The following is a 20,592-nucleotide window of genomic DNA, read 5'->3' as shown; positions in this document are numbered from 1 at the left end:
ATGACGGCTTAGAAGGTCTCCAATGGCGAAACGGCAACGGCACGGCCTTCCGACACGCGAACAGATTCTCGACTTCATCCAGTCGAGCGACGCGCCTGTGGGCAAAAGGGAGATCGCCAAGGCGTTCGGCCTCAGCGCGCAGGACAAGATCGGATTGAAGCAGCTCCTTCGCGACATGGGCGACGAAGGACTGATCGACAGCGGCCCCGGCCGCGCTTTTCACAGGATGGGCGGCATCCCCAAGGTGACGGTGCTGCGCGTTCAGGACGTGGACGATGGCGGCAATATCTGGGCGGTGCCCGAACGCTGGGAAGCCGAAGGGCCGCAGCCGCGCATTCGCGTGCAGGAGCGGGGGCGGAAGGGAGCCTTGGGCATCGGCGACCGCATCCTCGCCCGCACTGAGGAACGCGGCAACGGCTATATCGCCCACCCGATGAAGAAGCTGCTCAAGGGCAGCGAACTCGTCATGGGCGTCGTCCATCAGGAGGGCGAGCGTTACTGGTTGCGTCCCGTCGACAAGCGCGAACGCCGCGAGCTTCCCATATCCGACAAGGGCGAGGCGGAAGCCGGCGATCTCGTTCTCGCCGAGAAGACCGGCCGCCCGCCGCGCGTTTCGGCGCGGGTCGACACGATCCTCGGCGACCCCTTCGCGCCGCGCAGCTTCAGCCTGATCGCCATCCACAAGCACGGCATTCCCCACACATTTCCGCAGGAAGTGCTGGATGAGGCCGAGCGAGTTGCGAGGCAGGATTTAGGCGAGCGGGAAGATCTCACACATATCCCGATCGTCGCTATCGACCCGGCCGATGCGCGCGATCATGACGACGCGGTCTGGGCGGCGGAGGATGACGATCCGTCGAATTCGGGCGGCTGGAAGGCGATCGTCGCCATCGCGGATGTCAGCTTCTACGTTCGTCCCGGGTCAGCGCTCGACAAGGAAGCGCGCAAGCGCGGCAACAGCGTCTATTTCCCCGACCGCGTCGTCCCGATGCTGCCCGAGACCCTGTCCGCCGACGTCTGTTCCCTAAAGCAAGACGAGGATCGCGCGGCGCTCGTTTGCCACTTGCAGGTGTCGAAGAGCGGGGAGCTGAAAAGTTGGCGCTTTACCCGCGCTCGCGTCCGCATCGCCGCGAACATCGCTTATGAGGATGCGCAGGCGGCGATCGACGCCAGCCTGGGGCAAGAGCGGATCGAAGTGTCCTCCGCTCCCTGCGCGATGCCGGAGCTGCAAGGCGGGGAGGGGACGGTTCCGGCCGCGCTCCTGGACGGTACGCTGAAGCCGCTCTGGCAATTCTGGAACGCGCTCTACAAGGCCCGTCAGAAGCGTGCGCCGCTCGATCTCGACCTTCCCGAACGCCGCGTGATGCTGGACGAGAAAGGCCGCATCCTCTCCGTTGCCCCGCGCGAGCGCCTGGATGCGCACAAGCTGATCGAAGATTATATGATCGCCGCCAACGTCGCCGCGGCCAAGGCGCTGGAGGCGAAGAAGGCGCCGGTCATGTATCGCGATCACGAGCCGCCTAGCCGCGAGAAGCTCGTCGCCTTGAAGGAATATCTCAAAACCTTCGAAGTGGAATTCGCCTTGGGCCAGGTCGTCCGGCCGCAAACTTTCAACCATATCCTCGAACGGATCGGCGATGCCGATTTCCGTCCGCAGGTGATGGAACAAGTGCTCCGTACCCAGACCCAGGCTTATTACAGCCCCGAAAATCACGGCCATTTCGGCCTCGCGCTCGGCTCCTATGCCCATTTCACCAGCCCGATCCGCCGCTATGCCGACCTTATCGTCCACCGCGCCCTGGTCCGCGCCTACCGCCTGGGCGATGGCGGCCTGACCGACCAGGAAGCCGAGGCGATGGAAGTGACGGGCGAGCTCATTTCCCAGCACGAGCGCCGCGCCATGGAGGCGGAGCGGGAGACGATCGACCGCTATGTCGCCGCTTATCTATCCGACCATGTCGGCGAGCTGGTCGATTGCCGGATCACCGGCGTCCAGCCTTTCGGCTTCTTCGCGACGGTGGTGGGATTGGGCGGGGACGGTTTGGTGCCGGTCTCGACACTTGGCACCGATTATTTCCGTTATGACGAGGCCAGCCAGACGCTGACCGGCGATGAGACCGGCGAACAATATGCGCCGGGACAGCGCCTGAAACTGCGCCTTGCCGAAGCCGATCCGGTCAGCGGCGCGCTTCGCTTCGCGCTTCCCGAAGGCGGCACGGATTCGCCTGTCCGCCGCGCCCTGCGCCGTGATGGCGGCCGCACCGGCAAGCCGGAAAAGCGGATGCAGGGCAAGCGCGGACGGCCCGCCAATATCCGGCACAAAGGCGGACGAAGCTCCCGCTAGGCGTCATCAGGCGATATGCGCCAGCCGATGCTCGCGCTGGCCGACCGACCGGTAGACGCGCGGTCCTTGGTCAAGGCGGAAGGCCCCCATCTTGCCGGTCTGCTGGGCTTCGACGCCGACCATATAGGATTTGGAGGTCTGGCCCGATCCACCCTCCCATTCGTAGATGGCGGTCACCGCGACGATCGGGATGAAGAGGCGGCGGCCTTCGATTTCAAGTGGCGTGATGTCCGCGACCGGGATCGGGACTTCGCCTTGAATGCCGAACCGCTCGCCGGACGGCAGCGGCTCGGGCAGAGGCACAACGCGGCGCTGCAGGGGTTGAGAAAAGAAGGCGCCGATGTCCGCATCCACCCGGTTGCCCGCATTGAAGACGCGCGCTTCTAGCCGGACGTTCCGTGCCGGGATTGCGCCGCGATTGTGGATGGTGAGGATGAAATGAACGATCGCATCCTTGTCGCCGAGAACGGTGGATGTCGGCTCGAAGATCAATTCGATTTCCGCCCGGGGGCCGGGGGCCGGCCGGCCGGCCGGTCGGGGCGCTGCCGGCAAGGGAGCGACCGGCATTGGACCCGGCTGCGGCGCGGGAACCGGGGCCGCCGTGCGCGTCGCCGCAGCGGGGGCAGGCGCGGCGCGATTGCGGCGGCCAAAGGCATAAGCCGCGAGGACCAGCGCCAGAATGCCTCCGGCAAGCGGCCATATCGGCCAGCCCTCCGCCGGCGCTTCCACCGGGACGGGAAGAGCGGGATTGTCCATCGCCGCCGGCGGGACGGCATCGGGCGCGAACGCCGCGCTGGAACCTGCGGGGGGAATGGAGGGTGCCGCGACGGCCGCAGGCGCGGCGGCCGATGCCGTTTCCTGCGCGATTGGAGGCTGGCGCGTCACGCCCTGCCGTGATGGCAGAGTTGGCGTGGTGGCCGTGCCGCGCGAGACGGGCGGCGGCGCCGGTTCCAGGCGCACGGGCGCCGCCTGCGGCGGTTGCTGGACGGGCGCCGCCGTCTGGGCCTGCGGCTGGGGCTGTTGTGCCTGGGGCTGGGCATTGCGTTCGGGATCGACGGGTCCGGTCCGGTCAGGCACCACCCGCTCGCCGCGCAAGTCGAAATTCTGGAGAGCGGGCGTCCCGATCGCTCCACTGTCTTGCGTCTGCGGGAAAGCAGGGGTGGCAAGCGCCAGCAGGGCTGCGCCCGCGGCAAATCGGATCGTTGTCGGTTTCGGCATTGTCATCGGCATGGTGGTTCAAGCGTCCTATTGCCCTCGCGCGCTGAGTCCAGAGGCATTTCGTCCGGCATGCGATGAGCGACCCATCCTGAGTGACGAATGAATGGCTTTGCCATGATTAGGAAATCTTCTATCTGCCTGCCATGCGCGCGGGGGAAAAGCGCGTGGGATCATGGGGAGGGATTATGAAGAAAATTGCGATTTGGGCGTCCGCTTTGGCATTGGCTTGCAGCCTTGGCACCGCCGCGTCGGCGCAGACGGCGCCGGCCGCAGCCCCGGCGCCCGACAGGGTCGCCGAATTCAAGGCATTCATGGCGGATGCGGCCGGCACCTGGGATGCGGACATTACCTTCCCCTCACAGGAAGCAGGAAAGCCCGATCAGAAGGCGAAAGGCGTCATGAAGCGGACACTGAAATCCGCCGGCATGTGGCTGCTCGACGAGCTTGCGGTCGACGGCACGCCCTATCAGGGTACTGCCATTCTTGGATTCGATAGCGTCAAGAATGAGATGGTCGGCGTGTGGACCGACAACAACATGCACAACATGCGCCTCGACAAGGGTCGGTGGGATGCGGAAAAAAAGAAGCTGACATGGCACGCTGACGTGCCCGGCCTTATCCCAGGCACCTACAACCGCTATCTCTTCAGCGAGGAAGTAAAAGGCCCGGACATTCGAGAATTCAAGAGCGTTGCTCTGTTCCGTACTGGGGAGGTTCCTATGGTCCACATCATTTTCACGCGCCGAAAGAATTGAAAAATCACAAGAGGTAAGCCGGGCTTATCCCCAGCTTTCTCGATCCTTCTGCCGCTCCCGCCTTGCCTCGCGGCCGCCAAGCCGTTCAAAGGCGAGGGGTGAGCGTGCAGATCGACATGGGGGTGGACGGCGCCGGGCAGCCGATCGAGATGGATCTCGAAGAGCTGCTGGCAACTCGCTTGCTCGTCCAGGGCAATTCGGGCTCCGGCAAGTCGCACCTTCTCCGCCGCCTTCTCGAAGGCAGCGCGGGCACTGTCCAACAGATCGTCATCGATCCGGAAGGCGATTTCGTCACGCTTTCCGACGCCTTCGGCCATGTCGTGGTGGAAGGCGCCGATTACAGCCTGGTCGAGATCGCCCGTCTCGCCCAACGCATCCGCGAGCATCGTGCCTCTGTCGTCCTCAGTCTCGAAGGCTTGGAGATGGAGGAGCAGATGCGCTGCGCCGCCGCCTTCCTAGGCGCGCTGTTCGACGCGCCGCGCGATCATTGGTATCCTGCGCTCGTCGTGGTGGACGAGGCGCAGGTCTTCGCGCCCGCCGCCGCCGGCGAAGTCTCGGACGAGGCGCGCCGCACCTGCCTTGGCGCGATGACCAACCTTATGTGCCGGGGCCGCAAGCGCGGCCTGGCGGGCGTCATCGCCACCCAGCGCCTTGCCAAGCTCGCCAAGAATGTCGCGGCAGAGGCATCCAACTTTCTGATGGGTCGCACCTTCCTCGACATCGACATGGCTCGCGCCGCCGACCTGCTGGGCATGGAGCGGCGGCAGGCCGAGGGGATACGCGACCTTGCGCGCGGCCATTTCCTTGCGCTGGGCCCCGCAATCTCGCGGCGCCCGGTCGCGGTGAAGATCGGCGCGGTGAAGACGTCGGCGCGCACCTCCAGCCCGAAGCTGATGCCGCTTCCCCAGCCGGGCGGAGGCGACCTCCAATCGCTCCTTTTCGCACCGATCGAGGCAAGCCCGCCACCGCCTCCGCCCCCACCCCGCGAGGCGGTGCCAGCGGCAGACCTCATGCGTTCCATCGCCGCGCCCGCACCGTCCGCCACCGCGCCGCAAGTGCCACATATCGGGGATGAAGAGAAAGAGGATATCGTCGCGGAGGCGTTGCGCGAAATCGTCGCCGATCCGGCCTCCGCCTTCCAGCAGCCTGCCGTCCTGTTCCAGGATTTCGCCACGCGCTGCCGCATGCGCCGGCTCGGCAATCCCGGTCTCGACATCGCCGCCTTCCGCCGCCGCCTCGGCATGGCGAAGGCTGGCATTTTCCGCGAGGATGAGGAAGGCTGGGCCGATGCGCTCGCCATCGCGGGCACTTTGCCGGAGGACATGCTCGGCACCTTCCTCTTCATCGCCCGCGCCGCGCGTCACGGGGCGGAATGTCCGTCAGACGACGCCATTGCCGAAATATACGGCACCCGCTCACCCGGCCGCGTCCGCCGCCTCCTTCAATTCATCGAGGACCAGGGCCATATCGTCGTCCGGACCGATCTCTCCGGCCGCCGCTCGATCGGCTTGCCTACGCTCGGCTGGACCACCGCATCCGCCGAGCCCAAGCCGGAACCGGCGGACCTCTTCACGCGCTCTCGCTGACAACCAAGAGGGAAGCCTTATGCCGCAGGATCGCAAAGTCGCCGTCTTCGTCGGAAGCCTCCGCAAGGCATCCTTGAGCCGCAAGACTGCTCTTGCGCTGGCGAAGCTCGCGCCCGCACATTTGACGCTCGACATCGTCGAGATTGGCGATTTGCCGCTCTACAACGAGGATCGGGACAAGGATGCGCCGCCCGCGCAGTGGACCCGCTTTCGCGATCAGGTTCGCACCGCCGACGCATTTCTGTTCGTAACGCCCGAATATAACCGCTCGGTGCCAGGCGCCCTCAAGAACGCCATCGACGTCGGTTCGCGCCCCTATGGCAAGGGCGCGTTGACGAAGAAGCCGGGCGGCGTCGTCAGCGTTTCACCCGGCGCGCTGGGAGGGTTCGGCGCGCATCATCATCTGCGCCAATCGCTGGTCTTCCTCGACATCCCGGTGATGCAGCAACCCGAAGCCTATGTCAGCGGCGCGGGCGACCTGTTCGACGAGACTGGCGAAATTCAAAAGGAAGGCACCCGCGATTTCCTCCGGACATTCATTCATGCTTATGCGGACTGGGTGGAAAAGCTCGCCGCCTGATACCGGCTCAAGTTCGGCCTGACGAAGGGATTACAGCTTCGGCAAAGTCACCCCGCGCTGGCCCATATATTTGCCCGCGCGGTCGGCGTAGCTCGTTTCGCAGGGTTCGTTGCCCTGCAGGAAAAGGAACTGGCAGGCCCCTTCATTGGCGTAAATCTTGGCGGGAAGCGGCGTCGTGTTCGAAAATTCGAGCGTGACATGGCCTTCCCAGCCGGGCTCCAGAGGGGTCACGTTGACGATGATCCCGCACCGCGCATAAGTGGATTTGCCAAGGCAGATGACCAGCACGTCGCGCGGCACCCGGAAATATTCGACCGTCCGGGCGAGCGCGAAACTGTTGGGCGGAATGATGCAGACATCGGTCTTGCGGTCGACGAAGCTGTTCGACGCGAAATCCTTGGGGTCGACCACGGCGTTGTCGACATTGGTGAAGATCTTGAACTCGTCGGCGACGCGGGCGTCGTAGCCGTAGGAGGAGAGGCCGTAGCTGATCGTGCCTTCCCGCCGCTGGCTGTCCACGAACGGTTCGATCATGCCTTCGGACAGCGCCTTCTCGCGAATCCACTTGTCCGACATGATCGACATGAACGCCCCCCGATTTCGAATATGCGGACGAGCTTTCGCGGCTCGCGCGGCAGAGGGCAAGCCTATTTGATGTGCAGCACGCAGATCAGGGTGAAGAGCTGGCGCGCGGTATCGAAATCCAGCTCGATCTTGCCGTCTAGGCATTCCTGGAGCAGCTCGGCCGCTTCGTTGTGAAGGCCGCGCCGTGCCATGTCGATCGCTTCAATCCCTTGGGGCGAGTCGGACCGCAGTGTTTTGAAATAGCTGTCGCAGATGGCGAAATAATCTTTCACCGGCCGCCGGAAGCGGGCGAGCCCGATCCGCACCGTCTCCAACAACTCTTCCTCGGCATCATGGATGTCGATGGCGAGGCGATTGTCCTCCACCCGCATCAGCACCTTGAAGGGGCCATCGAGACCCTCGGGCGCGAAATGGTTGTTTTCGAGCAGGTCGAAGATCGCGACCTGTCGCTCCCGCTCGACATCCTCGCCGCGGCGGATGATCGTCCGCTCGTCGAGCTTGATGTCGATGATGCGCGGCTCGCCCATCCGCTCCTGTTAGCGCGTGCAGCATGGCTTATCCACAGGCCATTCCACGGAAATCGTCGCCGGCATCCTATCTGGCGAACCGATAATCGTCTATTGGGACGACATGGCCGACGCACTCCGACTTGTTGATCCCCCCGCGCCCGAAGCGACTGCGCTCCCGCACAACATCGAGGCGGAGGCGGCGTTGCTCGGCGCGCTGATGATCGACAACCGCCTGTGCGAAGACATTCAGATGAAGCTGCGGCCCGATCATTTCCACGAGCCGCTCCACGCTCGCATCTACGAGGCGATCCTGAAGCTGGTCGACCGCAACATGATCGCCAGTCCCGTCACCCTCCGCCCGATGTTCGAGGCGGATGAGGAGATGAAGGAGCTTGGCGGCCCTGCCTATCTCGCGCAGCTGACTGGTTCCGGTGCCGCGATCATCGGCGCCCGCGATTTCGCCGGGCAGATTTACGATCTCGCCTTGCTCCGCGCCCTGATCGGCGTCGGCCGCGAAATGGTCGAAAGCGCGCTCGACACGTCCGAGGAAGTCGACCCCAAAGGCCAGATCGAGGCGGCGGAAGGCGCGCTCTACCGCGTGGCCGAAGAAGGCGGCGGGGAGGGGAGCACCAAGAGCTTCGCCCAGGCGACCCGCATGGCCATCGAAATGGCCGAAAAGGCGCTGAATACCGGCGGCGGCTTGTCCGGCGTCACCACCGGTCTCGACACGGTGAACGTGAAGACCGGCGGTCTCCACCCGTCCGACCTTCTGATCCTCGCCGGACGCCCCGGCATGGGCAAGACCTCGCTCGCCACCAACATCGCCTTCAATGCGGCCCAACGGTTGGTGCGCGACCTTGAGGACGGCATCCCGCAGGAGAAATCGGCGGGCGCGGCGGTGGCCTTCTTCAGCCTCGAAATGTCGGCGGACCAGCTCGCGACCCGCATTCTCTCCGAACAATCCGGCATCAGCTCGGAAAATCTGCGCATGGGCAAGATCAGCCAGCAGGATTTCCGCAATCTCGCCCGCGCCGCCGCCGATCTCGAAAGCCTGCCGCTCTATATCGACGACACGGCGGGCCTTACCATCGCGGCGCTGCGCACCCGCGCCCGTCGTTTGAAGCGCCAGCGCGGCATCGGCCTGATCGTCGTCGACTATCTCCAGCTTCTCCAAGGCAGCGGCAAGTCATCGGACGGCAACCGCGTTCAGGAAATTTCGGAAATCAGCCGCGGCCTCAAGACCCTGGCCAAGGAGCTCAGTGTCCCCGTCCTCGCTTTGTCGCAGCTCAGCCGCGCCGTCGAGCAGCGCGAAGACAAGCGCCCGCAGCTTTCCGACCTTCGCGAATCCGGCTCGATCGAACAGGACGCCGATATCGTCATGTTCGTCTATCGCGAGGAATATTATGTCGCCGCCCGCGAGCCCAAGCGCCCGATCGACGGCGACGATGCCAAAACGTTCGAAGCCCATGAAAGCTGGGCGCGCGACATGGAGCGCGCCTATGGCCTCTCCGAACTCATCATCGCCAAACAGCGCCACGGCGCCACCGGCAAGGTCAAGCTCCGCTTCGACAGCAAGATTACCCGGTTCAGCGACTATATCGACGACAGCTACACGCCGGAAATGCGGGGATAAGAACAAGCAGCTGGAACCCTGCGACAGCAAAACTGTTCAGGTGCGAAACGTTCGCGAGGGTTCATGCGGGTACTCAATAAAAGGCTCGATATCGCGCCTCCGCCTGTAAGAGAGGCCGCCCAACTCGCTTTCGTCCTGATCTTCGCGGTCGCCTCGATCATCATCCTCACCAATTTCCTGACTGGGCGCATCGAGCATTTCAGCGAGTTCGTCGGTTCCGTTTTCGGCATTGCGGCGGGCGTTCTCGCATCCGGCATCTTGCTCGTCACGATGAAGGTGCTAGCCGGACGGCCGCTTTGGCTCGGGCTTCTTCTCATTCCGCTTGCCTTGACCGTCGCGGCAGCAGTCCAGACCTTCCTCGATTACGGCATCCAGAATTCCATTCACCTGATCATCCCCAGCCACCGGCCGCTCCCCCTCGTGCCGCGTTTCATGGTGATCGTGGGCTCCTTTTATTGGATACAGCTCGCCTGCGTCCTAGCCTTGCTGTGGGTCGCGTCCTCCGCCCGCAAGATCAGGCTGCGCGAGACCGAGCTTGCCGACGCGCGCGCCGCGGCGCTGCAAAACGAGCTCAGCATGCTGCGCATGCAGCTCAATCCGCATTTCATGTGCAATTCGCTGAACGTCATTTCCAGCCTGATCGTGGACAACCGCACGGACGAGGCACGCCGGATGAGCGACAATCTCGCCGGCTTTCTGCGCGCCGCGACGGCGGCGGACGATCAATGGGAGCTGGGCGAAGAGTTCGAAGTGCTCGAATCCTATCTGAACATCGAAACCGCCCGTTTCGGCGACCGGCTCGATGTCGCCATCGATTATGACGATGCGGTCGAACATGCGGCGGTGCCCAATTTCATCCTCCAGCCGCTCGTCGAAAACGCCGTGAAATATGGCGTGCACCGCAATCGCGGTTGGGCGGAAATTCGCGTGACCGCGAAGCGCGATGGCGGCGATCTGGTTCTGGAGGTCAGGAACGAAGGCGAGGAGAATGTCGCGCCGAGGCAAAGTGGCGAGGGCGGCGGCGTCGGCCTCGCCAACGTCCGTGCCCGTTTGAGCCTCATCTTCGACGGCGATGCGTCACTCGAAACGGAAAAGCTGGAAAAGGGCTTTCGCGCCACCATTCGCTTGCCCTACCGGCAGGCCGACGAGCGGCAGGGGGCGGAGTCGCTGGCGAAAGAGGCGCGAGACGCGCCCCTTTAAGCGGCTTCCATCCCTCCTTCCTCTCTCCCGTCATTCCAGCGCAAGCTGGAATCTCACTTCCCCTTACTGCCGAGCGAAAGAAGGGAGATTCCAGCTTGCGCTGGAATGACGAGTGGTGGCGCCCTCAGCCTTCCAGCGTTACCGGATCGCGAAGGCCGGTGGTGATCGCGCCCCGAATCTGCTCGGCTTCCGACGACACGACCGGATAGGCGCAATAATCGGCGGCGTAATAGGCGCTCGGGCGATGATTGCCCGACAGGCCGACGCCGCCGAACGGCGCGTTGGACGGGGCGCCGTTGGTCGGCTTGTTCCAATTGATGACGCCCGCATGGACGAAGGTCCAGAATCGCTCGAACAATTCGGGGCCGCCGCCGATCAAGGCGGCGGACAGGCCGTAAGCGGTGTTATTCGCTTCCGCGAGGGCCGCGTCGAAATCGGGAACGCGGATGATCTGGAGGACCGGGCCGAACAATTCCTCGTCCGGCCGGTCCGCGACATCGGTCACATCCAGGATGGCGGGACTGAGGAAGGGGAGGGCGGGATCGCGACGCTCCAGGGCACGAATCACCGTGGCACCTTTCGCCACCAGGCTCGCATAAGCGGCTTGCAGCTGCTCGGCGGCTTGATTGTCGATCACCGGGCCCATGAACGGCGCGGGCTTGGCGTGCGGATCGCCGACAATGATCCGGTCGACGATCTTGAGGAGCGGCTTCAACAGCTTTTCCTCTGTCCCGTCCTTGACGATCAGGCGGCGGGCGTTGCTGCACCTTTGCCCCGCGCTCAGGAAAGCCGATTGCGCGACGATCGCCGCCGCGGCCTCCATGTCGCCCGCATCCCAGACGGCGATCGGATTGTTGCCGCCCATTTCGAGCGCCAGGATCTTCTGCGGCGTTTCCGCGAACTGCTTGTGCAGCGACACCCCCGCGCGGGCGGAGCCGGTGAAGAGCAGACCGTCGATGCCGGGATGGGCCGCCAGCGCCTTGCCCTGTTCGGCGCCGCCGATCAGGCATCGGACAACGCCCTCCGGAATGCCCGCCTCGTGAAACAATTTGACCAGGATTTGCCCGGTCGCGGGCGTCTTTTCGGACGGTTTGAACACGACGGCATTCCCCGCAAGCAAGGCGGGGACGATATGTCCGTTGGGCAGGTGCGCCGGGAAATTATACGGCCCAAGCACCGCGAGCACGCCGTGCGGCTTATGGCGCAGCGCCACCTTGGCGCCCATCGCGCCCTCGAAGCGGTGCTGCGCGCTCCGCTCCGAATAAGCGTTGATCGAAATATCGACCTTGTTGACCACCGCCTCGACCTCGGTCGTGGCTTCCCACAGCGGCTTTCCCGTCTCGCGTGCGATCAGGTCGGCGAATTCGGCCTGGTGCGCGCGCACCGTGTTGGCGAAGCGGCGCAAGGCTTCGGTGCGAACGGCGAGCGGTTCGGCAGCCCAAGCCGGGAAGGCGGCGCGCGCCGCGGCGACTTCGGTCTCGACGTCGCCGATTGGGCTTTCCCAGATTGCCGCGCCGGTCGCGGGCTCCGTCGAAACGAGGATTTCGGTCATCATATCTTTCTCTGCGCGCGGGGATTGCCCCACCATGTTTGGCGGCGACGGTCAAGCGCCGCGCATGGCCTCGCCCATGCGCCGGATCGCGGCGATCTTGTCCTGAAGCGGGCTCCAATCGTCCTGCTCGTTGATCGCCGCCCAGATCGCCTCGACCTCTTCGATATGCAGGGAGCAGGGCTCCGCATCGGACCAGTAAGGATGGCTGCAGACGCTTGAAGCCGCGGGATGGCCCGGCCTCGTTTCACGTCCTGAGGTCGGTCCACTGTCGGCAACCCCATAAGCCCCGGCAGCTCTATTGTCCCAGCCCGCATCATCCCAAGCTGCCTCATAACCCGCAACCGCCTCCCGGAAGGCGGCAAAGGCACCGCTCTCATAAGGGTGTTCCTTATAAGGCGCCTTATAAGGGGTATCCTTATAAGAGGAAGCGGCGAAAGCCGCGGGTTCCCCTGCTGCACCAGGTTTATGCGCAACCTCCGCCGCCTCTGATGCCTGGGCTTCGTCCGCGACACCTCCCGGATCCTGCATCGGCCCCGTCTCCCTTGCCCCACCGTTCGCTCTGCGCAGGCGGCCGCCGCGCCAGTCGAAGAAGAAGCGGTCGATGGTCACCGTCTTTTCGGACAATGCCCGCTCGATGGCGATGAGCAGGGCGGCGTCCTCCGCGGGGCTCTTCGGGCTGACCCCCAGCCGCCACAGCATCGCGCCTGCCAATTCGCTCCGGAACAGGTCCGGGAAGGCTTCGATCATTGGCGTCAACGCCTCGGCTTCCGCAATGAGGCGAAGCGCGGCGGCCAGCTGGACCAGGTTCCAATGAATGGCCTCGGGCTGGCGGCCGAAGGAATAGAGGCCGGTCTGATCGAAATAAGCGGCGGTGAAATGGCCGTCCCACATTGGCGTGAAGCGCCAGGGGCCGTAATCGAAACTTTCCGCCGTGACGTTGATATTGTCGGTGTTGAGCACGCCATGAACGAAGCCCGCCGCGATGTAGGAGGCGGCGAGCCGCGCGCAGCCCCTTGCCACGTGGCCGAACAGCCGCGCCGGGCCATCCTCGCCGCCCGCTTCGCCGAAGAAATGCGTCAGGCAGTAATCGGTGAGCCGCCGCATCGCGTCCGCGTCCTGATGATAGGCCAGGCGCTGGAAGGTGCCGATGCGGATGTGGCCGTGGCTGAGGCGCACGAGAACGGCCGATCGGGCAGGGGAGGGTTCGTCGCCCCGATGCAGCGCCTCGCCGGTTTCGATGAGGGAAAAGGTCTTGGACGTGCCGACCCCCAAGGCCTCCAGCATTTCCGTCGCGAGGATTTCGCGCACGCCGCCCTTCAGCGTCAACCGCCCATCGCCAAAGCGGCTATAGGGCGTCTGACCCGATCCCTTGGTGCCCAGGTCGAGCAGCCGCCCCTCGCGGTCGCGCAATTGCGCGAACAGGAAGCCGCGTCCGTCGCCGATATCGGGATTGTAGGTACGGAATTGATGGCCGTGATAGCGGAGCGCCAGCGGCTCCGGCAGACTGTCCGGCAGGGGCTCGAACCGCCCGAAATGACGAACCCATTCCGTATCGCTCAGGGTTTCAAGGCCGACCGCCGCCGCCGCGCGGTCGTTGCGGAAGCGCAGGATGGCCTGCGGAAAATCCGCCGCTTCGACCGCGTCGTAAAAGGGTGTGCCCAGGGACAGGATCGCCGTTTCCGGCCGGTAGTTTGCGGGTTGTGGAAGTCCGTTCATCCGTCAATATGTGGCGCTTATCGTAGAGGGTGCAAGCATGGCGGCGTGGGCCGAAGGACATTGGTTGTCGAATGACGGACTGCGGCTCCATTATCGCGACTATGCGGGAGATGAAGGGCGTCCGCCGATCATCTGCATCCCCGGCCTCACCCGCAATGCCCGCGATTTCGAAGCCGTGGCGGGCCGGCTGGCGGGCGATTGGCGGGTCATCTGCGTCGAGCTGCGCGGGCGGGGTGAAAGCGCTTATGCCAAGGACGCGATGACCTATGTGCCGCCCGTCTATCTTCAGGATCTCGAGGCGCTGATCCGCGAACTGGCCTTGGACCGTTTCATTCTGTTCGGCACCTCGCTCGGCGGGCTCCTCACCATGCTCTTGTCGAACAGCCAGCAGGGCCGCCTCAAGGGCGCGCTCATCAACGATATCGGTCCGGAACTCGACCCAGCGGGCCTCACCCGCATCCGTTCCTATGTCGGGCGGTCGCAAAGCTGGCCGACCTGGCTCCACGCCGCCCGCTATTTCGCCGAGGCGCAGGCGGGCATCTACCCCGGCTGGACGCTCGACCAGTGGCTTGCGCAGGCGAAGCGCCTGTGCCGGCTCGGTCAGAACGGCCGTATCGTCTTCGATTACGACATGCGCATCGCCGAACCGTTCAAGGCGCCGGACGGCACGGCCGGTTTCGATCCGTGGATGGCGCTTGCGGGGCTGGAGGATGTGCCCACTTTGGTCGTCCGGGGCGAACGGTCCGACCTCCTGTCGGCGACGACGTTGGAAAAGATGCATGCGCGCCTGCCGGACATGGAAAGCGTGACCGTTCCGAACGTTGGTCACACGCCGCTGCTTGACGAACCGGAAGCCGTGGCGGCGATCGACCGCCTTCTGGAACGCGTGCTAGCCCGCGCCTGACAGGTTTTTTTGGCAAGATGTCATTTCGCCGGTATAGCCGCGCGAAATTGTTTGGAGGATGGATGTTCAAGGGTATCAGGCCGATCGTTTATGCGGGCCGGGAAGTGTGGCCGCTGGTGGAAGGCGGCAAAGGCGTATCGGCGACCAATCACATGAGTTCGGGCGCCTGGGCCGCGGCGGGCGGCATCGGCACCGTATCGGCCGTCAATGCGGATAGCTACGACCCTGAAGGCCGCATCATCCCCCAGGTCTATAACGCCCTCACCCGCCGGGACCGGCATGAAGAATTGATCCGATATGCCATCGACGGCGCCGTCGAACAGGTCCGCCGCGCCTATGACCTGGCGAACGGCAAGGGCGCGATCAACATCAACGTCCTTTGGGAAATGGGCGGTGCCCAGCGCATCCTGCACGGCGTACTCGAACGCACGAAGGGCATGGTCGCGGGCGTCACCTGCGGCGCGGGCATGCCGTATAAGCTCTCCGAAATCGCCGCTTCCTATGGCGTCTCCTATTTGCCGATCATCAGCTCGGCCCGCGCGTTCAGCGCGCTCTGGAAGCGCGCTTATTCCAAATATGCCGATTACCTTTCCGCCGTGGTCTATGAAGACCCCTGGCTCGCGGGCGGCCACAATGGCCTCTCCAATGCCGAAGACCCGCTCGTCCCGCAGGATCCCTATCCGCGCGTCAAGGCGCTGCGCGACACGATGCGCCAGGGCGGCATTTCCGACGATGTGCCGATCGTCATGGCGGGCGGCGTCTGGAATTTGAAGGAATGGGACGGCTGGATCGACAATCCGGAGCTTGGCCAGATCGCCTTCCAGTTCGGCACCCGCCCGCTCTTGACGCAGGAAAGCCCGATCCCGGAAGAGTGGAAGGCACGCCTGATGACGCTGGAGGAAGGCGACGTCCTCCTCCATCGCTTCTCCCCCACCGGCTTCTACTCTTCGGCGGTGCGCAATCCGTTCCTGCGCAACCTCGAAGCCCGCTCGCATCGCCAGATCGCCTTCACCAAGGAAGAGCTGGGCGATCATGCCTTCCAGCTTGATGTCGGCGTTTTGGGCAAAAAGAATGTCTGGGTGACGAAGGGCGATCTGCTCCATGCCCGCGAATGGTATGCGCAGGGCTATACTGAAACGCTCAAGACGCCTGACGAAACGCTCGTTTTCGTAACGCCGGAGGAAAAGGCGATCATTCGCAAGGATCAGGCCGACTGCATGGGCTGCCTGTCGCAATGCGCCTTCTCGTCCTGGGCGGACAATGAAAAGAACAGCACCGGCCGTCTCGCCGATCCGCGCAGCTTCTGCATCCAGAAGACGCTGCAGGACATCGCCCATGGCGGCCCGGTCGAGGAAAACCTGATGTTCGCCGGCCACGCCGCTTATCGCTTCAAGAGGGATCCTTTCTATTCGAACGGCTTCGTGCCGTCGGTGAAGCAACTCGTCGACCGCATCCTGACCGGCGATTGATCGGAGACGGAGGGTGCGCGCATTGGGGAAACTTCTCTTCGCATTGGCGGTTACCCTGTCGGTCACCGCGGCCTCCGCCCAGGAGGAGCGGAAGACGCCATATTGGGCGTCCATTTCGGCGGGCGAGGCGATGATGCGGACGGGGCCGGGGCGCAATTATCCGGGCACCTGGCTCTACCGGCGCGCCGATCTGCCGATCAAGGTGGTGGAAGTTTATCCGAGCTGGCGGAAAGTGCAGGATCCGGACGGCACGACCGGCTGGATGCTGGTCCATCTATTGAGCGAGACGCGCACCGCCCTCGTGACCGGCAACGAACCGCGCCCGATCTATGAAAAGCCGAGCGAAGCTTCCCGCCTCCGCTTCCGGGCCGAACCGGGGGTCGTCGGCCGCATCTCCCGCTGCGACGGGACATGGTGCCGGATTGAGGTGAAAGGGAAGCAGGGTTTCATCCAGGCCGCCCATTTTTGGGGCACGGACCGGGGCGAAACGCTCGACTAAAATAACCCTCCCCCATCAAGGGGGAGGAGAAGATGGTGGAACAGCCGGGCGCCTGATGCTTTTCTTGAAAAAGCTATGCAGGGGCCGCATGTCATCTTCTTATCTTCCCCCGCCGCCGCTTTCTCTCCTGGAAGGCGCGGCCTTGTTTCTCGATTTCGACGGAACTCTTGTCGAGCTGGCCGATACGCCGGATGCCATCACCGTGCCCGAAACCCTGGGGCCATTGCTCGGCCAATTGTCGGAACGGCTCGATGGGCGCCTGGCGCTGGTGAGCGGCCGGGGCATTTCCGATCTTGAGAAATATGTGAATTGCGCCAGTATCGCCATGTCGGGATCGCATGGGCTGGAGCTCCGCGCGCCGGGCGGGGAGATCGTCGCCCCGCCGCTTCCTCCCGCTCTCATCGATGCGGTGAAGGCCATTCAGGATTTCGCCGCCGTTGCCGAAGGCATCATCGTCGAGAACAAGTCGATGGGCGTCGCGCTCCACTATCGCAAGGCGCCGGACATGGAGGCGAACGTCCTCTCCTTCATGCGGGGCGTCGCCGAAAAAGCGGGCCTTGCCGTTCAGCATGGCAAGATGATGACCGAGCTTCGCCCCCATGGCGCGGACAAGGGGGATGCCGTCCGTGCTTTCATGACGGAACCGAAATTCATGTCCGCTCGTCCTATATTCGTGGGTGACGACCTGACCGACGAGGCCGCCTTCGTGGCCGCGGCGGCGCTTGGCGGCGGCGGCGCGCTCGTCGGCCCGCCGCGCGAAACGGCCGCGCTCTGGCGTTTCGACGGCGTCGCGGCCGTCGCCCGCTGGTTGACCGATTTTGTCGAGGAGACGGCGTGAAGACCCTCAATCTCTGGCCGATCGGAAATTGCCAGGTTAGCGCGCTCATCGACGAGGCGGGCGGCTATGTTTGGGGCTGCGCGCCGCAGGTCGATGGCGATCCGCTCTTCTGCTCCCTCCTCGATCCCAAGGGGGAGAGCGACGTGCCGCGCGGCGAATGGCGGATCACGCTCGAAAATCAGGTGAAGGCGGAACAACGTTACCTGCGCAACACGCCGATCCTGGTGACCAAGCTCACCGATTCTGACGGCGGCGTCGCGGAGATTTTCGATTTCTGCCCGCGCTTCGAACGGTCGGGCCGCATGTATCGCCCGGTCGCCTTCGCACGGATCGTCCGGCCCGTCGCCGGGACGCCGCGGGTGCGGATGACGCTCAATCCAGCCACCTTCTGGGGGGAGGAGGATGCGGAGCGGACCAGCGGCACCAACCACATCCGCTATCTACTGAAGCCGCAGCCGCTGCGCCTCACCACCGATGCGCCGGTCGGCCATATTCTGGAAGGACGCTGGTTCCGGCTCGAAAAGGCGCAGCATTTCTTCCTCGGGCCGGACGAGCCGTTCACGGGCAATGTCGGCCACGTCCTCGCGACGATGCTGCACCAGACCGCCGACCATTGGCGCGAATGGGTGCGCGGTCTCGCCATTCCGCTCGAATGGCAGCATGTCGTGATCCGCGCCGCCATCACGCTGAAGCTCTGCCAGCATGAACAGACCGGCGCCATCGTCGCGGCGCTCACCACCTCAATCCCGGAAGCCGCCAACAGCGGCCGCAACTGGGACTATCGCTATTGCTGGGTGCGCGACGCTTATTATACGGTGCAGGCCCTGAACCGCCTCGGCGCTCTCGACGTCCTCGAAGGCTATTTAAGCTATCTGCGCAACATCGTCGACGACGCGAAGGGCGGGCATATCCAACCGCTCTACGCCGTCACTGGCGAGGCGAAGCTGGAGGAATGGGAAGCGAGCAGTCTTGCCGGCTATCGCGGCATGGGCCCGGTGCGGGTGGGGAACGCTGCCTACACCCAGGTCCAGCACGACGCCTACGGCCAGATCGTCCTGTCCAACGCCCAGGCCTTCTTCGACCAGCGCCTGTTCCGCGTCGCCACCAAGGCCGATTTCACGTCGCTGGAAAAGGTCGGCGAACGTGCGTGGGCGATGCACGATCAGCCCGACGCGGGCCTATGGGAATTCCGGACCCGCACGTCCGTCCACACTTATAGCGCCGCGATGAGCTGGGCGGCTTGCGACAGGCTCGCCAACGCCGCCGAGGCGCTGGATCTGCCGGACAAGACCGCGCTCTGGCGGGAACGCGCCGAAAAAATCCGGGAACGGATCGAAGCGGACACCTGGATGGGGGATGAGGAGCGCTTTGCCGCCACGTTCGGCGGACGCGAACTCGATGCGAGCCTGCTCCAGCTTGCCGACATCCGCTTCGTCGCGCCGCGCGACCCGCGCTATGTCCGCACCGTGGAGGTCGTGGAGCAGGGCCTTCGCCGCGGCGAACATATGCTCCGCTATGCCGACGAGGATGATTTCGGCCTTCCCGAAACCGCTTTTAACTTCTGCACCTTCTGGCTGATCGAGGCGATGCACCTCACCGGCCGTACGGAGGAAGCGCGCGCGCTGTACGACAAGATGCTGCAGCGCCTGACCCCCGCCGGCCTGTTATCCGAAGACACCGATTTCGAAACCGGGGAATTGTGGGGCAATTATCCGCAAACCTACTCGTTGGTCGGGCTCATCAACTGCGCCGTGATGCTGTCGAAACCGTGGAGCGCGATCCGATGAGCCGCCTGGTCGTCATTTCCAATCGCGTATCCGCGCCGACGGGAGAGGGCGGGGCGGGCGCGCAAGGCGGCCTGGCCGTCGCCCTGGGCGCCGCTCTGCGCGAATATCGCGGCCTTTGGTTCGGCTGGTCCGGCCACCGCACCGATGAATTTACCGGCCATATCGAGCTGCAGCGCGCGCATGGCGTCACCACCGCGACCATCGATCTCGAGGATCAGGACGTGGACGAATATTATAACGGTTACGCCAACCGCACCCTCTGGCCGCTCTTCCACTACCGCATCGATCTGGCCGAATATGACCGCAGCTTCGACAGCGGCTATCAGCGGGTGAACGAGCGGTTCGCCGAAACGGTGACGCCGCTCATCGATCAGGACGATCTCGTCTGGGTTCACGATTACCATCTGATTCCACTGGGTGCAGAATTGCGGGCCCGGGGCCTGAAGAATCGGATCGGCTTCTTCCTCCATATCCCATGGCCGCCGGGACGCCTGCTCGTCTCGCTACCCGATCACCAGAAACTGGTGCGTTCGCTCCTCGCCTACGACCTGATCGGCTTTCAGACTCGCGAGTGGCTGGAGGCGTTTCGCGATTATGTGGTGCGCGAACTTGGCGGCAACCTGGACGCTGACGGAACGCTGCACGTCGGCGACCGCACGGTCCATGTCGCGGCCTACCCGATCGGCATTGATTATGACGATTTCATGGAAGCGAGCCGCTCGCCGCTCGCCCATCAAGCCTGCAATCGCCTGCGGGAAAGTGCGGCCGACCGAAAGGTCATCATCGGCGTCGACCGCCTCGATTATTCGAAGGGGCTCCAGGAACGCTTCACCGGCTATCAGCGGTTTCTGGAAAACAATCCCGACCGCCATGGCGAGCTATTCATGCTCCAGATCGCGCCGCCGACACGCGAGGAGGTGTCGACGTACGAGGAGATACGCGACAATCTCGACGGCCTGTCGGGGCGCATCAACGGCGCATTCGCGGAAATCGACTGGGTGCCCGTCCGCTACGTCAACCAGGGCTATGACCGCGCCAGCCTCGCCGGTTTCTATCGCGCCGCGCAGATCGCGCTCATCACCCCCCTGCGCGACGGCATGAATCTCGTCGCCAAGGAATATGTGGCGGCCCAGGATCCCGACGATCCCGGCGTTCTCATCCTCTCCCGCTTCGCGGGCGCTGCGCTGCAATTGAAGGATGCTCTTCTCGTCAATCCTTACAGCGCCGACGAAGTGAGCGACGCGATCAAGACCGCGCTCGAAATGCCGCGTGAAGAGCGCATCCGCCGCTGGCGGAGCATGATGGAAAGCGTGCGGGACGAGGATGTCGTCAAATGGCGCCACGATTTCGTCGCGGCGCTCGAAGGGGCGCGAATACGCGAACCGGAACCGCCGCCGGAGGGGAAATAGCCTGTCGT

General features: G+C 64.3%; 17 protein-coding genes. 12 read left to right on the top strand and 5 right to left on the bottom strand.

The features are described 5' to 3' along the window. The first annotated feature begins 22 nt into the window (after positions 1 to 22). Entirely contained in the window at positions 23 to 2,344 is a 2,322-nt protein-coding gene (locus tag IC614_RS05460) for a ribonuclease R family protein (protein ID WP_200972884.1), read from the top strand. A 6-nt stretch (positions 2,345 to 2,350) separates the two neighbouring features. Here IC614_RS05460 and IC614_RS05455 read toward each other — a convergent pair whose 3' ends face one another. Further along, positions 2,351 to 3,562 (bottom strand): hypothetical protein, encoded by a 1,212-nt coding sequence (locus tag IC614_RS05455; RefSeq protein ID WP_200972883.1) that lies wholly within the window; start codon positions 3,560 to 3,562, stop codon positions 2,351 to 2,353. A gap of 143 nt (positions 3,563 to 3,705) precedes the next feature. Here IC614_RS05455 and IC614_RS05450 point away from each other — a divergent pair, with 143 nt between their 5' ends. The 3 genes from IC614_RS05450 (at position 3,706) to IC614_RS05440 (ending at position 6,483) form a co-directional block, all read left to right on the top strand. After that, a complete protein-coding gene (locus tag IC614_RS05450; RefSeq protein WP_200972882.1) occupies positions 3,706 to 4,317 on the top strand; it encodes a DUF1579 family protein in 612 nt (203 codons plus the stop codon). A 98-nt stretch (positions 4,318 to 4,415) separates the two neighbouring features. Then, the gene (locus tag IC614_RS05445) at positions 4,416 to 5,903 is read left to right on the top strand and encodes an ATP-binding protein (protein ID WP_200972881.1); all 1,488 of its coding nucleotides are present in this window, start codon (positions 4,416 to 4,418) and stop codon (positions 5,901 to 5,903) included. Between the two features lie 19 nt (positions 5,904 to 5,922). Then, complete coding sequence (locus tag IC614_RS05440; protein ID WP_200972880.1) at positions 5,923 to 6,483, top strand: NADPH-dependent FMN reductase; 561 nt, start codon at positions 5,923 to 5,925, stop codon at positions 6,481 to 6,483. Positions 6,484 to 6,513: 30 nt separating this feature from the next. Here the strand turns inward: IC614_RS05440 and dcd are convergent, their stop codons facing one another. Both dcd and IC614_RS05430 read right to left on the bottom strand, forming a co-directional pair. Further along, positions 6,514 to 7,068 carry a dCTP deaminase gene (gene dcd, locus IC614_RS05435; protein ID WP_200972879.1) on the bottom strand — a complete coding sequence of 185 codons (555 nt, stop codon included), beginning with the start codon at positions 7,066 to 7,068 and terminating at the stop codon, positions 6,514 to 6,516. Positions 7,069 to 7,130: 62 nt separating this feature from the next. Beyond that, positions 7,131 to 7,595, bottom strand: a complete 465-nt coding sequence (locus tag IC614_RS05430) for a UPF0262 family protein (RefSeq protein ID WP_200972878.1) — start codon at positions 7,593 to 7,595, stop codon at positions 7,131 to 7,133. Between the two features lie 103 nt (positions 7,596 to 7,698). On the opposite strand from IC614_RS05430, the gene IC614_RS05425 reads away from it, so the two are divergent. Both IC614_RS05425 and IC614_RS05420 read left to right on the top strand, forming a co-directional pair. Further along, complete coding sequence (locus IC614_RS05425) at positions 7,699 to 9,210, top strand: replicative DNA helicase (protein WP_200972877.1); 1,512 nt, start codon at positions 7,699 to 7,701, stop codon at positions 9,208 to 9,210. 63 nt (positions 9,211 to 9,273) lie between these two features. After that, positions 9,274 to 10,410: a sensor histidine kinase gene (locus tag IC614_RS05420; RefSeq protein WP_200972876.1), complete on the top strand. Its 1,137-nt coding sequence runs from the start codon at positions 9,274 to 9,276 to the stop codon at positions 10,408 to 10,410. A gap of 124 nt (positions 10,411 to 10,534) precedes the next feature. Here the strand turns inward: IC614_RS05420 and astD are convergent, their stop codons facing one another. Together astD and IC614_RS05405 are read right to left on the bottom strand one after the other, a co-directional pair. Then, complete coding sequence (gene astD, locus IC614_RS05415) at positions 10,535 to 11,962, bottom strand: succinylglutamate-semialdehyde dehydrogenase (protein WP_200973107.1); 1,428 nt, start codon at positions 11,960 to 11,962, stop codon at positions 10,535 to 10,537. Positions 11,963 to 12,013: 51 nt separating this feature from the next. Beyond that, positions 12,014 to 13,678 (bottom strand): protein adenylyltransferase SelO family protein, encoded by a 1,665-nt coding sequence (locus IC614_RS05405; protein WP_226372740.1) that lies wholly within the window; start codon positions 13,676 to 13,678, stop codon positions 12,014 to 12,016. A 37-nt stretch (positions 13,679 to 13,715) separates the two neighbouring features. Here IC614_RS05405 and IC614_RS05400 point away from each other — a divergent pair, with 37 nt between their 5' ends. The 6 genes from IC614_RS05400 (at position 13,716) to otsA (ending at position 20,584) form a co-directional block, all read left to right on the top strand. After that, the gene (locus IC614_RS05400; protein WP_200972875.1) at positions 13,716 to 14,582 is read left to right on the top strand and encodes an alpha/beta fold hydrolase; all 867 of its coding nucleotides are present in this window, start codon (positions 13,716 to 13,718) and stop codon (positions 14,580 to 14,582) included. A 62-nt stretch (positions 14,583 to 14,644) separates the two neighbouring features. Then, positions 14,645 to 16,051 carry an NAD(P)H-dependent flavin oxidoreductase gene (locus IC614_RS05395; protein WP_200972874.1) on the top strand — a complete coding sequence of 469 codons (1,407 nt, stop codon included), beginning with the start codon at positions 14,645 to 14,647 and terminating at the stop codon, positions 16,049 to 16,051. A gap of 13 nt (positions 16,052 to 16,064) precedes the next feature. Beyond that, positions 16,065 to 16,550 (top strand): SH3 domain-containing protein, encoded by a 486-nt coding sequence (locus IC614_RS05390; RefSeq protein ID WP_226372739.1) that lies wholly within the window; start codon positions 16,065 to 16,067, stop codon positions 16,548 to 16,550. Positions 16,551 to 16,638: 88 nt separating this feature from the next. Then, positions 16,639 to 17,388, top strand: coding sequence for a trehalose-phosphatase (gene otsB / locus IC614_RS05385; RefSeq protein ID WP_200972873.1), 750 nt, complete (start codon positions 16,639 to 16,641; stop codon positions 17,386 to 17,388). Then, on the top strand, positions 17,385 to 19,175 hold the full coding sequence (locus IC614_RS05380; RefSeq protein ID WP_200972872.1) for a glycoside hydrolase family 15 protein: 1,791 nt from the start codon (positions 17,385 to 17,387) through the stop codon (positions 19,173 to 19,175). The genes otsB and IC614_RS05380 overlap by 4 nt, the downstream gene beginning before the upstream one ends. Further along, entirely contained in the window at positions 19,172 to 20,584 is a 1,413-nt protein-coding gene (gene otsA, locus IC614_RS05375) for an alpha,alpha-trehalose-phosphate synthase (UDP-forming) (RefSeq protein WP_200972871.1), read from the top strand. The genes IC614_RS05380 and otsA overlap by 4 nt, the downstream gene beginning before the upstream one ends. The last annotated feature ends 8 nt before the right edge of the window (positions 20,585 to 20,592 follow it).

The organism is Sphingosinicella flava, assembly GCF_016025255.1.
In the GTDB taxonomy this organism is placed as follows: domain Bacteria; phylum Pseudomonadota; class Alphaproteobacteria; order Sphingomonadales; family Sphingomonadaceae; genus Allosphingosinicella; species Allosphingosinicella flava.
Note: the sequence above shows the minus strand (reverse complement) of the source record. Positions and strands in the feature narration are given on the sequence as shown.

What these genes read in the sequence shown, in the direction of transcription:
- IC614_RS05395 (WP_200972874.1), top strand. Translation starts at nt 14,645, where the DNA reads ATGTTCAAGGGTATCAGGCCGATCGTTTATGCGGGCCGGGAAGTGTGG.
- IC614_RS05450 (WP_200972882.1), top strand. Translation starts at nt 3,706, where the DNA reads ATGCGCGCGGGGGAAAAGCGCGTGGGATCATGGGGAGGGATTATGAAG.
- otsA (WP_200972871.1), top strand. Translation starts at nt 19,172, where the DNA reads ATGAGCCGCCTGGTCGTCATTTCCAATCGCGTATCCGCGCCGACGGGA.
- IC614_RS05440 (WP_200972880.1), top strand. Translation starts at nt 5,923, where the DNA reads ATGCCGCAGGATCGCAAAGTCGCCGTCTTCGTCGGAAGCCTCCGCAAG.
- IC614_RS05400 (WP_200972875.1), top strand. Translation starts at nt 13,716, where the DNA reads ATGGCGGCGTGGGCCGAAGGACATTGGTTGTCGAATGACGGACTGCGG.
- IC614_RS05405 (WP_226372740.1), bottom strand. Translation starts at nt 13,678, where the DNA reads ATGAACGGACTTCCACAACCCGCAAACTACCGGCCGGAAACGGCGATC.
- IC614_RS05460 (WP_200972884.1), top strand. Translation starts at nt 23, where the DNA reads ATGGCGAAACGGCAACGGCACGGCCTTCCGACACGCGAACAGATTCTC.
- IC614_RS05425 (WP_200972877.1), top strand. Translation starts at nt 7,699, where the DNA reads ATGGCCGACGCACTCCGACTTGTTGATCCCCCCGCGCCCGAAGCGACT.
- IC614_RS05420 (WP_200972876.1), top strand. Translation starts at nt 9,274, where the DNA reads ATGCGGGTACTCAATAAAAGGCTCGATATCGCGCCTCCGCCTGTAAGA.
- IC614_RS05455 (WP_200972883.1), bottom strand. Translation starts at nt 3,562, where the DNA reads ATGCCGAAACCGACAACGATCCGATTTGCCGCGGGCGCAGCCCTGCTG.
- dcd (WP_200972879.1), bottom strand. Translation starts at nt 7,068, where the DNA reads ATGTCGATCATGTCGGACAAGTGGATTCGCGAGAAGGCGCTGTCCGAA.
- astD (WP_200973107.1), bottom strand. Translation starts at nt 11,962, where the DNA reads ATGACCGAAATCCTCGTTTCGACGGAGCCCGCGACCGGCGCGGCAATC.
- otsB (WP_200972873.1), top strand. Translation starts at nt 16,639, where the DNA reads ATGTCATCTTCTTATCTTCCCCCGCCGCCGCTTTCTCTCCTGGAAGGC.
- IC614_RS05430 (WP_200972878.1), bottom strand. Translation starts at nt 7,595, where the DNA reads ATGGGCGAGCCGCGCATCATCGACATCAAGCTCGACGAGCGGACGATC.